Genomic DNA, 14,898 nt, shown 5'->3' on the forward strand with positions numbered 1-14,898 from the left:
AATGTCATTCAGGGTGGCAAAACGTTCTTATAAGTTGTTATTTGCTGCTTAAATTAACATATTTAGGAGTATTGAATGAGCTTTTTAGTGATTACACGTAAATCTGGCGAATCTCTGATATTGAGAGCAGGGAACCAGTTTGTTCAGCTTGTTATTAGAAAGGTAACGAGTAATGGAGCCAAAATCTGCTACAACGCTTCAGGTGCAGTAAAAATAGACACCGGATTGACCATAGTAAGCGTTAGTTCCAATGAGCCGGTTATCATCAACCACTCCGGCAACAATTTCGAAGTGTTGGGTCTGAAAAATGAATTAGGTAGCCCAGTTAATGTTGGCTGTTCTTTTCTAGATGTTAAACGAGGACACTTAAAGCTGGGGGTGCAGGCTGATAGTTGCGTTGAAATCATGCGTGATGAACTTCTGTCAACTGAGGTGGAAGCATAATGTTTCGTTTAGGATTTGAAGGAAAAGGTGAGTTTGGATTAAATTATGATTATTACTGGGACTTGCAAAACTATCGCAATAGTCATGAGCACGAATCCGCTCCACTGTTTAATGATTTGCAGATGCAAACCCCGTTTGCGCGATATCTGTCTGAAGAAAAACGTGTTCTATGTTTTGCTTCTGCAAAAAGTAAATGCGTTGTCACAATCGACAACTGTATTTTTCACCTTAGGCAGCATTATGCGTTGAATGAAGGTAACCACACATTAAAATTGCATGTCATTAGCTATCATGGTCATGATGATGTAGTCGTGTGGGACGTCATGAAACATTTGCCAGCCAATTTAAATAAGGGAGGGGCTCACACAGAGCACAAGGTGAAAATTGCGCGCCCTCTCAAAATAACGATGCTGCAGGATGATGAGCTCATCTTGACACATAGCATGAATATTCAATTGTTGGACTCTACGTGGATCGATATAAGGCAGGATGAGCATTGCTTAGAGCAATAGGCTGATATTTGTCTATTGCTTTGATTACTGACAGGTTCACGAGTGAAAAATGAAACTCGCAGTGTGATAAGAAAAGTTAAACTTGAAAGAGGTACTAAAATGGATGTCGACGTCGTAAAAAAAATACAAGTGGAATACTCAAAATCTGACAAATTGATAGTCGCGCTAGATCAGCATGATAATCTGCATATCGCTATGTATATTGGACAAGGTGCATATGACTCAAGGCCTGTTGAGCGTTTTGTAGATAAAATCAGAGAAACCGTTAGCGAGCTATATCAAAGTGGGCAGTTTATGCTTGATGGGACCACACTCTCATACCCAGGATGTCCAACTCTTAGGCGGTTAAGCGTTAAAGGCACGATGAAGCAGGAATTCATTTTGAATCGCGTTAAAATGTGGGCAGGGAGTGATGAATCGGCACTAAATTGGTATGAAACTGAAACGATTTCTGCATTTGGTATGACAGCGAAATCAGCTGTCGAATCTGGTTTCTTCAATGAACTTATCGATTACATTGAGAGCATAAGTCAGGGAGGTTACGCTTGATGCCCTACTTGTTGAACGTTTCTGTCTTCACAGAAGGCTATATTGATAGACGAAAGTAAATTTTCACATCAAGAGGTGATTTGAATAGTGTGTGTAATCTCATCATTGTCGGCCCAAATTAAGTTTGAACATGTTTATCCAAACAACAATCTAAAAGTTCAAATCTCCGTGTCTCAACGAGGTAAAAGAGATCAAAATTAGCCGATTGAAGAGCTGACAATTTTATAAGTTATAGCGTACAAAAAGCAAGAGCTAGTCATCGTGACAAGGGAATCGATAGGTCTAGTGATGTTATGAGGCTGGCGTGTTCGGATACTTCTACTGTCAAGGCTTTGGTGGCTAAGCACGTGACACTCGGGCAAGCCTGTCCGCAATATGTGATTTGATGGTGGACTTCATATCATCGGGACATTGAGATGCATCAATAATGTATAATCCGCTGCGCTGAGCTATTTAAACCGCTTTACGACCAACTCCATCAACATATCCTAAAACAACTGTTTATCGCGGCGGATGAAACCACGCTGAAGGTCGTTGAATCTGAGAAAGTGAATAGCTATATGTGGTTGTACGCCAGTAGCGCTGACTCACCTATCGGTAATATCCCGGGTACAGAGACACCTAATATCGTGCTGTACAACTATCACAATAGTCGCGCTGGGCAATTCGCCGTAAATTACCTGAAAGATTACAACGGCTACTTACAAGTGGATGGCTATCAAGGCTACGAGCAAACGCAAGCCACACTCATTGGCTGCTGGGACACATGCACGCCGTAAGTGTATGGAAGCCAAAAAAGCGCGGGTAAGAAAGGCAGTGGCAAAGCGGACTGGGCACTCAATCACATCCAAAAGCTCTATCGCGTAAAAACCCAGTTAAAAGATAAAACGGTAGAGGCGCGATACACTACAAGACAAGAGAATAGTGTGCCGCTGCTGAGCCAGCTTCATACGCAGCTAATGAAATCGGCTCAACAAGTGTTACCCAAAACCAAGTTGGGGGAAGCGATACAATACTGCTTAAACCAATGGAAAAAACTAGTGCACTATACACTCGATGGATTATTGAGTATCGATAATAATTGCACTGAGCGCGCGATTAAGCCGTTCGTCATAGGTAGGGAAAACTAGCTGTTTAGCCAAACGGCCACGGGCGCAAACGCCAGTGCGGCTCTCTACAGCATCGTCGAAACGGCAAAAGCCAATGACCTAAATGTGTTCGAGTATTTAATGGCCTGCCTTGAAGTACTCAGCCGGCCCAATGTAAATATAGAACAATTGCTACCATGGCAGTTTGCTAAGCGCTAGGTGGGATTGGCAGACGGATACGAAACTGTGCGAGCTTATTAAAGTTTGAAACTGAAAATGTGTACACGCCGCGGTTTTGTGTCTGTCGAATTGTTTAAATTCAGATGCTTAGATTGTTATCTCTGAATATTCAATAGGTCAACCTGAAAGTTTCTGTAAGCAGAGTTTTTAATAGTGGAATTGCTAGAGCTTTTTATTCACGCGTAACCTGATTAGTTCAGTGATTGCGCTACGAATTGAATCAAATGCTATATCGGCAAGAGGTATCTCAGATAACGGATAAAATGCTGCGAATGCTATTTCGCTTTGCTGAATACTAAGTTCGGGTTTGTTTGGCAACGTTTTCGTAAAAATTGAGTCGCAAGTGTGATAATTAACACCCATGTACAAGTATTGGTTGGGAAATGAAATAAAGTACTGCCAGCCTGACAATTCAATACTGAGTTCTTCACGTAGTTCTCTTGTTAACGCTTGTTCTAAGCTTTCAAACTGGTCCACGAAGCCGCCAGGTAAATCTAGTAGTCCTTTGCCTGGCTCCTTGGCTCGTCTGGTGAGCAATATTTCGTTTTTAACGAGTATCATTGCAGCTACGGCACTGGCTGTATTGTGAAAGTAGACAAATTGACAATTTGCACATGAAAAACGCACTTCATCCGTGAGGGTTATCTTTGTGCTTTTACAATTTGGACAGCAGTGAAATATATCTGGGGGCAGGGGGAACATAACAAATTTCTCTTAGTATTAATCTGAGAGATACATCAGGTTGTATCAATAGAGCTTGGTGAAGAACATTTAATTACATAGCCTGCTATTTTATGTCCTCCAAGAAGGTGAAAATTCAGTACTACTTATAATCTACGAGGCTATTAATATCGGTTGCAAACAATAAAAGCCAAACAGAAAATAGGTTAAGTTCCTGAAAGATACTTCATAGTTTCACCATGGGCCATAAGTAAGTGATATAACGTACTTGCAGGTGCTGATGCGTTAATAACTTTGTTTTCAGCGTCGAGCTGGTCGATATAAAGTGCTGGCAGAATTTGATTTTGGAAGTGATGCTGCAAATTTTCAATAGCGATTTTTGCATCATCTAAATAAGGGAGTGGATCGGGTTCCATATTAGCCATAGCGAGACTCGCTTTTATCCATTCGGTCATTGGCCAGCAACGTTTTGTTTTTGTCGATGATCTTGTTTTAAGCTCCACTTGATCAAACAGCAAGTGTTGCTTACTCAGTTTATCGAGGTTTTTTTTATTACCTATATTATCTAGACCAAGGGTTAACGCATTTTGATATAGAGTATGACAGTATTGTGCCACAGGTTTATTGGTATGTTTGTGATACTCTTGTAATAGCCATACCCACTCTAGCATATGGCCAGGTTCGACAATATCACCTTTTGAACTTGACAGTTGCCAGTCATCGCTGAAAAATTCTCTTAACACTCCTGTTTCGTGATCATAAAATACACTTTCAAAAAGTCCGAAAACTTCGCCTGCATAGCCTAACCACTTGGCATTGTGAGTGGCGTTGTATAGGGCTAGAAAGGCTTCAAATAAATGCATATGAGGGTTCTGACGTCGACACTGATATTGATAATCACCTTCAAGCCAACCCGCAGAAGAGCCTTTCAACCTCTGCTCAATACTGTCCATAAGCTTATTAGCTTTGATTAGAGCGTTTAAGTCATTAAATACTGCATAGCGCCAAGCATAAGCGAGTAGAAAGAAGGCGCAATCGTAAAGATCTACATGCCCATCGATGACCTTATCTTGATGATCTAGTACGTGACTAAACATACCGCTGTTATTAATTTCCGCATGCTTATGTACAAATTCATCTAATCGGTGTACTCGGAGTGCAGCGTTTTCTAACCACCCTTGATTATGTGCATAGCTGCAGCAAAACATTTGTCTAGCTTGCACACGTATTCGCTTGTGGGCGCTTAAGTCAGCTTCACCAGAAGACAGGAAGCTTTCGATCGCACTACCGTTCGACAGAAATCCTTTTTCTGCCCAGTAGGGTAGAACACCTTTACCTAGCCATTCGTCCAGGCGGTAAATAGCATCTCGGACTGGATGTGTAGAATGAATAATAGTCTCAGAATATTTTAAACCGGTTAACATCGTAAATTTACTCAAAATGCGACTGTGTGAAATTAAATATCACACAAAAAATGAACCGGTTCAATTTGTATCTAATATTTATTACTTTTTCACGTCTTTATAGTTTGCTGTACTTTCTCGTATGATAAATTCATAAGGTAAAACAAATTCTTTATGCTCTGTTTCATTTCCTTGAATTAAATCGATAAGCATCTCGGCCGATTTCTCACCGATTTTTTCGGCTGGTTGCGCAATTGTTGTTAATGTAGGTACGATATATTTTGACACGTCCATGTCGTCAAACCCGGTTATCGAAATATCTCGAGGAACTTTAATTCCCTTGTCATAAAAGCCTTTTATGGCAGCTATAGCCATTTCGTCGTTCATGCAGAAAATAGCGCTAGGGCATTGTTCCATATTGTAGAATTGCTCAGCAGCACTGATACCAGACCAGTAATTGAAGTCTCCTTCAATGACAAGTGATTTATCAAAGTGTATATCGTGGTCCTGCAAAGCCTTTTGATAGCCTTTCATGCGATCCAGTGTATGGGGGTTTTCTTTCAACCCTGAGATCACGCCGATGCGTTTGTGCCCCAATTTTATTAGGTGGCTGACTACCTTATACGCAGCGCCGATGTTATCGATGCGAACCGAGCTATATGGCGTGCCCTCGCAACTACTAGCGCTCACTGCAAATACGCTAGCCTTAGGTAAAAGTGAGTCATTTTTTACATATGGCCTTAAGTTTATGACCCCATCAGCTAAACGAGTCTCTACCATACGAATGAACTCACTCTCTTTGCTTGAAGAGTCTTTGGTATCACCGAGTAGTACGTTGTATCCGGCACGTTGCGCAACAGATTCAATACCGCTAATCACTTTTGCAAAAAACAAGTTGGCGATATCAGGCACTAAGACAACGATTGTATTAGCCGTCTTGCTACGAAATTTCTGCGACAACATATTGGGCGTGTAATTCAACTTCTCAATGGCCACTTGGACTTTCTCTAAATTCTTTTTTGATACACGCTCTGGATTGCTCAAGGCTTTGGATATAGTCCCGGTAGATAAACCTGCTTCTTTCGCCACATCTCTTATAGTTGTCACTTCACTACCTTCTAACAAAAATTTAAGTACGCTTTGGTTTCGTATGGAAACCATTATTGCTAATACATGAATAAAATAATCCGAGTTAGTTTACTTATTATCATGTTTAACGCCATAGCATCTTAAAAAGAGGGGTTACGATATTTTGTAATTGTTAATAAATTGCAAAATACCAGTTGCCAAGTGAACCGGTTCATTTTATTGTGGTAATCTCAATTCACACTGAAAGTTGTATCTATACCTACAACTGGAAAACAGATTTATGAACTTATCCGTACTCGATGTATCAATTATTGCTTCTTACCTGCTCGCTATTGTGTTGCTAGGGCTTTATATATCGAAATCTGCCGGCAAGAATGTACAGAGTTATTTCTTGGGAGGAAATCAACTTAAGTGGCAAATGCTAGGACTGTCGAATGCCTCGGGTATGTTTGATATCAGTGGCACGATGTGGATGGTGTATTTACTTTTTATATATGGTCTCAAAAGCGTTTACATCCCTTGGCTCTGGCCTAGTTTTAACCAAATCTTTTTGATGGTATTTCTATCTGTTTGGCTGCGCCGCTCAGGGGTAATGACAGGAGCTGAATGGATCCGATTTCGTTTTGGTGAAAGCAGGGGGGCAACGCTAAGTCACTTTGTTGTGGTGCTATTTGCTCTGCTAAGCGTATTAGGCTTTCTGGCATATGGGTTTATCGGTATTGGAAAGTTTGCAGCGGCTTTTTTACCTTGGGAACTATCCAGTGACTCCCGAAGTAATGAAGTGTATTACGGCCTAATAATGACTGCTTTGACTTCAGTTTATGTTGTCAAAGGCGGTATGGTGAGTGTTGTTTTTACTGAAGTTTTACAGTTTGTGATTATGACGGTTGCCTGCATTGCAATTGGTATTGTCGCAATGATGAAAGTGTCACCTGAGTTGTTAGCAAATGCCACCCCTGAAGGATGGGACAGTATGGCGTTCGGTTGGGAGTTACATCTCGATTGGACCAATATATTAGACCAAGCGAACGAACGTATTGTCAGTGATGGATGGTCGTTATTCTCTGTATTTATCATGCTGGTTCTATTCAAAGGTATCTTACAGAGCATGGCTGGCCCGGCACCAAACTTTGATATGCAGCGAGTGCTCTCAGCAAGAACGCCAAGTGATGCGGCTAAAATGAGTGGCTTTGTAAGTTTAGTGCTGCTGGTGCCTCGTTATATGATGATTACTGGATTGGCAGTACTCGCTCTTGTCTATTTTATGCCACAACTTAATGCAATGGGACCAGACGTAGACTTTGAACAGATTTTGCCCTTTACCCTAGCCAATTTTATTCCTAGTGGCTTGTTGGGTCTTATCATTGCAGGTTTGTTAGCGACATTCATGTCTACCTTTGCGGCTACCACTAATGCTGCCCCAGCTTATGTTGTAAACGACATATACAGACGCTATATCAATCCCAACGCTTCCGCTAAAACCTATGTAAACATGAGTTATTTAGTGTCGATTGTATTTATTGTACTTGGCACGTTAATAGGTCTCTTTATTCCTTCCTTGAACGCTATAGTTATGTGGCTCGTTTCTGCACTATATGGCGGTTACACGGCTTCTAACCTTCTCAAATGGTATTGGTGGCGTTTTAATGGAGCTGCTTACTTTGCAGGGATGTCAGCAGGGATCATTGCAGCTGTTCCTATGATGTTTACTGATATTTCACCACTTTATAGCTTCCCTTTTATGTTTGCTGCCTGCTTAGCAACGTGCGTTATTGTCAGCTACATCACTGCCCCTGATGACATTGAAGTAGTCAAAAACTTCTATTTAAAAACTAGACCCTGGGGATTATGGGGCCCAATTATTTTAGCTGTACAAAAAGACGATCCGAGTATCGCTCCAAATAAGGAATTCAAGAAAGACGCCTTTAATGTAGTGATAGGCCTCATTTGGCATACCAGTTTAACTGCGGCTCCTATTTTCTTGGTAATCAAGCATTGGGAAGGACTCACTGTTGCCACCGGCATAGCGATTTTTTCGAGCCTTTTGCTCAAGCATTATTGGTGGAACTCGTTAAATGATGAGCCACAGACTTAACGTTTCATTCTTCAACTTTTACACTCATTCTTCTGCTAACAAGGGGAAGGATTTTCATAGCGAACGAGAGCACTTATTATGAACAATGGATCTTTATTTGATACTCGCTTTAAAGACGTCAAAACAAGACATAACGAGTTAATTAACGCGATAAACAAGCCTACGGAATCTAGCAATGGCATATTTCAACGTTGGCAGAATCCTATTCTTACAGCTGATCATACCCCGCTTTCGTGGCGCTATGATTTTAGCCAAGAACGTAACCCATACTTTATGGAACGAATTGGTATCAACGCCACTTTGAATGCTGGAGCAATATTGTTCGAAGGAAAATATACTGTTGTCGCTAGAGTTGAAGGGAATGACCGAAAGTCCTTTTTCGCTATAGCACAAAGCGACAATGGGGTTGATGGGTTTTCCTTCTGGCCTAAACCAATCCAAATGCCTGAAGCTAATGAACCAGATACAAATATATATGATATGCGATTAACTGAGCACGAGGATGGTCATATATATGGGTTGTTCTGCACTGAGCGCAAGGATCCTGCGTTACCCCATGATACTTCTGCCGCAATAGCTCAGTGCGGTATTGCACGCACTAAAGATTTAATTACTTGGGAGCGCCTACCAGACTTAATAACACTCAGTGGTCAGCAGCGTAACGTCGTGCTGCACCCCGAATTTGTAAAAGGCAAGTATGCAATTTATACACGCCCACAAGACGGCTTTATTAGTGTTGGTGGCGGTGGTGGTATTGGTTGGGGACTTTGCGATTCCATGGAAGAAGCTCGAATAACCAATGAAGCCATCATAGATCACAAGGTTTACCATACTATATCTGAGGTTAAAAACGGACAGGGGCCGGCACCGATAAAAACCGAACAGGGGTGGTTACACCTAGCTCACGGAGTACGAAATACAGCAGCTGGGTTACGCTACGTGTTGTACATGTTTTTAACTGATTTAGATAAACCTTGGGTAATCACGCACAAACCAGCTGGTCACTTCCTTGCTCCGCAAGGTGGCGAGCGTATTGGCGATGTATCTAACGTGGTCTTTAGTAATGGCTGGGTTGTGAATGAGTACAACGAAGTCTTTATCTATTATGGCTCGAGTGATACGCGGCTACATGTAGCCACCTCAAGCGTGAGTCAATTGCTTGATTACTGTATCAATACGCCGGCGGATGCTTACAATTCTCATCAATCGGTTCGTAGAATACTCGATTTGATCGACGCGAATGAGGAACTGTAGTGAGCCTTGCATTAGAAAGTGAAATCTCGAACGATAAATTTGACTCCAAGACAGTGGAGCACGAATTAAACCGTATTGCTGCGTGGTGGGGCGAGTACAGTGTTGATTTTGAGTATGGAGGCTTTGTAGGGGAAATTGATTATGCGGCTCAAGTTGTCCCTCATGCAAGTAAAGGCATTGTATTTCATAGTCGAATATTATGGTTTTTTAGTGAAATAGCTCGGCGAGAAAATAATGCTGAATATAAGATGCTTGCCACTCGGGCTTTTCATTACCTAATGAATCATTTCGACGATCAAGAGTATGGAGGGGCGTATTGGGAATTAGCATTTGATGGCACCGTGCTCCAAGCAAAAAAGCAAACTTATGCTCAGTGCTTTTGCATATATGCTCTTTGTAACTACTTTCGTCTTACTGGTGAGCAGACAGCGCTAGACAAGGCACTCACGTATTTTAAATTAATAGAAGAGCATGCTAGAGATTGGGAGTGTGGCGGTTATATAGAAGCCTGCAGTGAAACGTGGTCTGATATTCAGGATTATCGCTTAAGCGATAAAGATCTGAATTTACCTAAATCTATGAACACTCATCTACATGTCCTCGAGGCCTATTCTGCGCTTTATGCAGTGCATAAGAGCGCAGAAACGGAAGAAGCCTTGCGGCATGTTCTTGAGGTATTCGAATATCATATTTACTGTCGAAAGAATGCGCATCTGAAGTTATTTTTTGACATGCATTGGCGAAATGAATCTTTAACCTACTCTTTTGGGCATGATATTGAAGCAAGTTGGTTACTCTGGGAAGCTGTAAATATTCTGGGTGATGATGTTATTGAGGCTAAGTTCAAACCCCTTGTGGTTGATTTAGCCCAAGTCTGTTTGGATGAAGCCATCGGCCCAGAGGGGCAGGTTTGCGACGAGTATATTTTCAATTCAGAAAGACGAATTGAGACGAGTTATTGGTGGGTGCAGGCAGAAGCGTTAGTTGGATTTATGAATGCGTTTACCATAACAGGCAATCAAGATTTCAAGGATGCATGTCAACCCATTTGGTCTTTTATTCAGCGCTATCATATTGACGCTGTGCACGGCGAGTGGCATTGGCTTGCTAGCAAGGACCACAGTCCCGAGAATCGGATTTATAAGGCAGGCTTTTGGAAAGCTCCATATCATAATGGGCGTGCAATGATGCAGATACTTGACCTAATGACTGAATAATTGGTGATAAATCAATTAGCTATTGAGTAATAGATAATGTTAAAAATTTTGATATTGGCAACGTGCACGATGCTGACGAGTAATTTAGCGCATAGTAAATTTAATCACTTTATTACCCGCGAAGGTAGTGTGTTGAAGGACGGCAATGAAGTGTTACGATTTGCTGGTATGCATGCCCCTGAATTACATCGAATAGAAGATGACGAACGAGGCGTATGTAAAGCGGACCGCCGAGGCTGGGGACATTATTCGAAGTGGCCTACAAAGGACGAGCAGCAAAATTGGATCCGTTCTCTCGTTCTAAGTGGGCAAAAAGCCACTCGAATATATGTGTTTTCGGTAGCTCATCCTGATGATGTGGCATGTCAACGAGAAGCACATATTCTACCTCCTCTTACTCCTGAAGATGCTCCAAGGTTAAACGAGCATGCAATGAAGGTGTTTGATCGTATGCTGGCGATAGCTGACAGGGAAGGCTTAAGAATTATTGTTCCCTTTATAGACCATTGGAGCTGGTGGGGAGGGCGCACCGAACTTGCCGCGTTTTATGGGGAAACAGCTGAGGATTTTTATAATATTAATAGTAAAACCTATCAAGCTTATTTATCTGTTATAAAGCAAATCATTTCCCGCACTAACACAATAACGGGGCGAAAATATTCAGAAGAAAAGGCTGTAATGGCGTGGGAAACAGGTAATGAATTAAAAAACAGTACGACTGACTTTGTCACTCACACGGCCGCTTTAATAAAGAAACTAGCACCACATCAGTTGGTTGTTGATGGTAATTATCTAAGTGTGCTGCAGTCATCTGTCAACGATCCGAATATAGATATCATTAGTAATCACTTCTATTCCGTTAATCATAATAATAAGCCGCAGACTATTGTTGACGATTTAAATGCTATTGGCGGTAAAAAGGCTTACATAGTTGGTGAGTTTGGGTTGATCCCTACCAAACAAATGCAAACTATTCTACAAACCGCTGTAGGTGCAAAAGTAAACGGGGCTCAAACTTCTGGTGCGTTGGTGTGGGGGTTTAGAGGCCGACGTCATAACGGCGGATTTTATTGGCATAAGGAAGGAAGCACTGAATTTTACAGTTACCATTTACCTGGTTTTCCGGAGGGAAATGGTAATGATGAAATAGCAGTCATTGATACAGTAAGAAAAGCGCAGGCAAATATGCTTGGGTTAGCAGAGCTTGTGCCATTACCTTTACCGGAAGCTCCAAATTTACGAGCTATCAAGCAGGGGCAATATATTAATTGGTTGGGCTCGCCGGTTGGGAGAGCGTATAGAATCGAACGAAAGAGGGTTGGAGCGAAAGAGTGGAAAATTATTGGTGAGGGTATAAGTGATGGCAGAAATCGATATGACTCGCGGTATAACAATCTATTTCAAGATAAAGCAAAGTTGAAACCAAATCATACATACCTGTACCGCGTGATTGCTAGCAATGAATCGGGAGATTCTTTACCGTCCAATATTCAAGCACTGTTCGTCACGACAAGTACTTAGTCGCTGATCTGAGCAATTAGGTTTTCAAATAAGGCACAGTTCTGTCGTCCTAATAATCTTTCCTTAGTAAGTCAGGTAAACGATGGTAAGAAATTAGTCGTTGACTAAATGTAACCGGTTACGTTAATATTTTGTTGAATTGTTTTCGGTCCTATTAAAATTAAGTGGTTACCGGTTACATTACATTTGAGGTCTTGCCGACTTCAGCTGCAAACTATTAAATGCTGAACATAGTTATGGATGTCCTGATTGGATATCTGGTGCAAGTTTCAGGTAGATAGACCTTTCGTCATTTTCAGCTTTGCAAGGACGGCTATTTGGTCGCGCTTCTATATTTAAATACAGGTTATTTTGACTATGAAAACTCCATTAAAAACCAACAATGAGATGAGATCTGAGCCGCTAATCGAAGATAAGAAACGACGGTCTATTCTTTTTGGCCTCAGCGCAATCATCGGCAGTGCAGGTGCTTCAAAAATACTTGGTGGAAACGCGTTAGGTGTTGCCATGGCCTATGAAAGGCACTCTGAAGGCGCTCAATCAGCGGGACGACTATTCACATATGGACAAATGCAAATTCTGCGTGACGTGTGTCAGCTCGTTATTCCCAAAACCGATACTCCAGGTGCAGCCGACCTAGATACGCATGGTTTTATTGATAATCAACTAGTTCGTTGCCATCGCGCCGACGAGCAGTTGCGAGCGGTAAAGTTATTAAAATTAATGGATTCGTCAGCCAAAAAACAATTCAAGAAGAATTTCATTCAGAGTAGCGAGCAACAACAACTATCCCTTTTAACGTCGATTGAAAATGCAAAAAACGGTTTTTTGGCAGACGATGCTGAACATTTTGCTTTTCTAAAACAATTAATTGTCTTTGGCTACTTTACGACTGAAATTGGCGCAACTGAAGAATTGGCGTATTTACCAGTACCCGGCGGTTTCAAAGGGTCTATCCCATACTCTTCCGTAAATAAAGCTTGGTTTGGCTAATCTGAAAGTTAGCAATCTGGCTTTTGAGACAAAACGTTTAGCGTAAAGATTTTCTAATAGGGCAATGTTATGAACAACGAAATGTACATTAAAGAAAGCAATCAGGTGTATGACGCGATAGTCGTCGGCTCTGGCTTATCAGGAGGTTGGGCGGCAAAAGAATTTTGCGAGCGTGGCTTGAAAACGTTAATGATAGAAAGAGGACGCGTTGTAGAGCACAGGAAGGATTATATTGGAGAAGGTGTCCCGCCTTGGGAAATGCCGATGCGAGGAAAGGTTGACAATATCTTACTCGAGCAACGTCATCGAATCCAAAAGCAGTGCTATGCCTTTAATGACGCTACCAAGCATTTCTTCGGTAACGATAGAGATTTACCTTATACCACTAAAGAGGGGACCACATTTAGTTGGATACGTGCGAACCAGCTCGGCGGGAAGTCATTGCTATGGCATCGACAGTCCTTTAGGTTAAGCGACTTCGACTTCAATGCAAATATCCACGATGGTTACGGAAATGATTGGCCAATTCGATATTCGGATATCGCAAAGTGGTACGAGCATGTGGAGAAGCACGCGGGAATTAGTGGTGCCAAAGAAAGATTGGAACAGTTACCTGATAGCGATTTCTTTCTACCTCCGTTTGAAATGACAAAGCCCGAAATTGATATAAAGGCTGCTATAGAAAAAGCGTTCCCCGATCGTAAAATGATAATGGGACGTATGGCTCATCTGACAAAGCCGACCGAGCTTCACATTCAGCAAGGTAGAGTTCAGTGCCAAGCACGGAACGAATGCCAGAAAGGATGTTCATTTGGCGCTTACTTTTCTACGCAAAGTTCAACGTTGCCTGCTGCCGCTGCAACAGGCAATTTACATATTGCCCCAAATAGCGTGGTACATAGCCTGATTTATGATGAAAAAAGTAAACAAGTTCAAGGTGTTCGCGTTATTGATAATGACACGCTTGAAGAGCGTGAGTATTTTGGCAAAGTTGTTTTTCTTTGCGCTTCAACCTTAGGCTCCACGCAAATAATGCTAAATAGTACTTCAAAGTCTTTCCCCAATGGCATTGCTAACAGTTCTGGCGTATTGGGTCATTACTTAATGGACCATAATTATAACGCTAAAGCCTATGGAGACATTCCGGGATACGAAGAGGAGTATTACAAAGGTCGTCGCCCTGGTGGGATCTATATACCAAATTTTCAATATGAACCTAAAAAAGGCAGCAAGAAATACTTAAGGGGGTACGCATTAGCAGGTGGCGCATATAGAGAAGGTTGGAAAGAAAATGCCAGTAATAAAGGCTTTGGCCGTGATTTTAAAGATAGTATTTCAAACGCAGGTAAATGGAAGTTTAATCTTAGCGCTCAAGGAGAAATGCTTCCTAGATATGAGAACACAGTTCAGTTACACCCTACTTTGAAAGACAAATGGGGTATTCCTCAATTAGATATTAATTGTCGTTGGTCTAGCAACGAACTCGATATGATGAAAGATGCAGCAGATACAGCTGAAAAAATGCTAAAGGTTGCAGGGATTGAGAACATCAAAAAAACCGTGACACAAAAGCCACCTGGTTTAGCTATTCATGAATTGGGCACCGCCAGAATGGGAAGTGATCCCAAAACGTCAGTTCTTAACGGGTTTAACCAATCGCACGATATCAACAACTTATTTGTAACCGATGGGTCTTGCTTTAGTAGCTCAGCAGTTCAAAACCCGTCGTTAACGTTCATGGCTTTGACTGTCAGAGCTGTCGATTTTGCAGTAAAAGAAATTAAAAACGGACGAATTTGAAATGGGAGTAAA

At 41.6% G+C, this 14,898-nt stretch carries 13 protein-coding genes and 1 pseudogene; 11 read left to right on the plus strand and 3 right to left on the minus strand.

The window, feature by feature from the left end:
• Positions 1-75 precede the first annotated feature (75 nt).
• From AC0L6N_RS01785 to AC0L6N_RS01805, 5 genes and pseudogenes are all read left to right on the plus strand, one after another.
• A complete protein-coding gene (locus AC0L6N_RS01785) occupies positions 76-444 on the plus strand; it encodes a hypothetical protein (protein WP_473478318.1) in 369 nt (122 codons plus the stop codon).
• Positions 444-956, plus strand: coding sequence for a hypothetical protein (locus AC0L6N_RS01790; protein WP_473478320.1), 513 nt, complete (start codon positions 444-446; stop codon positions 954-956). Before AC0L6N_RS01785 ends, AC0L6N_RS01790 begins: the two co-directional genes overlap by 1 nt.
• Positions 957-1,055: 99 nt before the next feature.
• Complete coding sequence (locus AC0L6N_RS01795) at positions 1,056-1,505, plus strand: hypothetical protein (protein WP_473478323.1); 450 nt, start codon at positions 1,056-1,058, stop codon at positions 1,503-1,505.
• Positions 1,506-1,990: 485 nt separating this feature from the next.
• Positions 1,991-2,635, plus strand: a pseudogene (locus AC0L6N_RS01800) (IS66 family transposase).
• A 51-nt stretch (positions 2,636-2,686) separates the two neighbouring features.
• Positions 2,687-2,812 (plus strand): transposase domain-containing protein, encoded by a 126-nt coding sequence (locus tag AC0L6N_RS01805; protein WP_473481221.1) that lies wholly within the window; start codon positions 2,687-2,689, stop codon positions 2,810-2,812.
• A 183-nt stretch (positions 2,813-2,995) separates the two neighbouring features.
• Here the strand turns inward: AC0L6N_RS01805 and AC0L6N_RS01810 are convergent, their stop codons facing one another.
• The 3 genes from AC0L6N_RS01810 to AC0L6N_RS01820 all read right to left on the minus strand — a co-directional run bounded on the left by AC0L6N_RS01810 (position 2,996) and on the right by AC0L6N_RS01820 (position 6,024).
• Complete coding sequence (locus AC0L6N_RS01810; protein ID WP_473478326.1) at positions 2,996-3,535, minus strand: NUDIX hydrolase; 540 nt, start codon at positions 3,533-3,535, stop codon at positions 2,996-2,998.
• Between the two features lie 185 nt (positions 3,536-3,720).
• Positions 3,721-4,938: an AGE family epimerase/isomerase gene (locus AC0L6N_RS01815; protein WP_473478329.1), complete on the minus strand. Its 1,218-nt coding sequence runs from the start codon at positions 4,936-4,938 to the stop codon at positions 3,721-3,723.
• 81 nt (positions 4,939-5,019) lie between these two features.
• A complete protein-coding gene (locus tag AC0L6N_RS01820) occupies positions 5,020-6,024 on the minus strand; it encodes a LacI family DNA-binding transcriptional regulator (RefSeq protein ID WP_473478331.1) in 1,005 nt (334 codons plus the stop codon).
• Positions 6,025-6,286: 262 nt separating this feature from the next.
• Between AC0L6N_RS01820 and AC0L6N_RS01825 the strand changes: the two genes are divergently transcribed.
• The 6 genes from AC0L6N_RS01825 (at position 6,287) to AC0L6N_RS01850 (ending at position 14,886) form a co-directional block, all read left to right on the plus strand.
• Positions 6,287-8,101 (plus strand): sodium:solute symporter family protein, encoded by a 1,815-nt coding sequence (locus AC0L6N_RS01825; protein WP_473478334.1) that lies wholly within the window; start codon positions 6,287-6,289, stop codon positions 8,099-8,101.
• Positions 8,102-8,179: 78 nt separating this feature from the next.
• Entirely contained in the window at positions 8,180-9,355 is a 1,176-nt protein-coding gene (locus tag AC0L6N_RS01830; RefSeq protein WP_473478337.1) for a glycoside hydrolase family 130 protein, read from the plus strand.
• On the plus strand, positions 9,355-10,572 hold the full coding sequence (locus AC0L6N_RS01835; RefSeq protein ID WP_473478340.1) for an AGE family epimerase/isomerase: 1,218 nt from the start codon (positions 9,355-9,357) through the stop codon (positions 10,570-10,572). Before AC0L6N_RS01830 ends, AC0L6N_RS01835 begins: the two co-directional genes overlap by 1 nt.
• A 36-nt stretch (positions 10,573-10,608) precedes the next feature.
• Positions 10,609-12,093, plus strand: a complete 1,485-nt coding sequence (locus AC0L6N_RS01840; RefSeq protein WP_473478342.1) for a beta-mannanase man5E — start codon at positions 10,609-10,611, stop codon at positions 12,091-12,093.
• A 357-nt stretch (positions 12,094-12,450) separates the two neighbouring features.
• Complete coding sequence (locus AC0L6N_RS01845; RefSeq protein ID WP_473478347.1) at positions 12,451-13,086, plus strand: gluconate 2-dehydrogenase subunit 3 family protein; 636 nt, start codon at positions 12,451-12,453, stop codon at positions 13,084-13,086.
• 69 nt (positions 13,087-13,155) lie between these two features.
• Complete coding sequence (locus AC0L6N_RS01850; protein WP_473478348.1) at positions 13,156-14,886, plus strand: GMC oxidoreductase; 1,731 nt, start codon at positions 13,156-13,158, stop codon at positions 14,884-14,886.
• Positions 14,887-14,898: the final 12 nt, after the last annotated feature.

Source organism: Paraglaciecola sp. G1-13, assembly GCF_055809255.1.

Excerpts from the sequence above, each read along its gene's own strand:
- AC0L6N_RS01785 (WP_473478318.1), top strand. The coding sequence starts at position 76 with ATGAGCTTTTTAGTGATTACACGTAAATCTGGCGAATCTCTGATATTG.
- AC0L6N_RS01790 (WP_473478320.1), top strand. The coding sequence starts at position 444 with ATGTTTCGTTTAGGATTTGAAGGAAAAGGTGAGTTTGGATTAAATTAT.
- AC0L6N_RS01795 (WP_473478323.1), top strand. The coding sequence starts at position 1,056 with ATGGATGTCGACGTCGTAAAAAAAATACAAGTGGAATACTCAAAATCT.
- AC0L6N_RS01810 (WP_473478326.1), bottom strand. The coding sequence starts at position 3,535 with ATGTTCCCCCTGCCCCCAGATATATTTCACTGCTGTCCAAATTGTAAA.
- AC0L6N_RS01815 (WP_473478329.1), bottom strand. The coding sequence starts at position 4,938 with ATGTTAACCGGTTTAAAATATTCTGAGACTATTATTCATTCTACACAT.
- AC0L6N_RS01825 (WP_473478334.1), top strand. The coding sequence starts at position 6,287 with ATGAACTTATCCGTACTCGATGTATCAATTATTGCTTCTTACCTGCTC.
- AC0L6N_RS01830 (WP_473478337.1), top strand. The coding sequence starts at position 8,180 with ATGAACAATGGATCTTTATTTGATACTCGCTTTAAAGACGTCAAAACA.
- AC0L6N_RS01840 (WP_473478342.1), top strand. The coding sequence starts at position 10,609 with ATGTTAAAAATTTTGATATTGGCAACGTGCACGATGCTGACGAGTAAT.
- AC0L6N_RS01845 (WP_473478347.1), top strand. The coding sequence starts at position 12,451 with ATGAAAACTCCATTAAAAACCAACAATGAGATGAGATCTGAGCCGCTA.
- AC0L6N_RS01850 (WP_473478348.1), top strand. The coding sequence starts at position 13,156 with ATGAACAACGAAATGTACATTAAAGAAAGCAATCAGGTGTATGACGCG.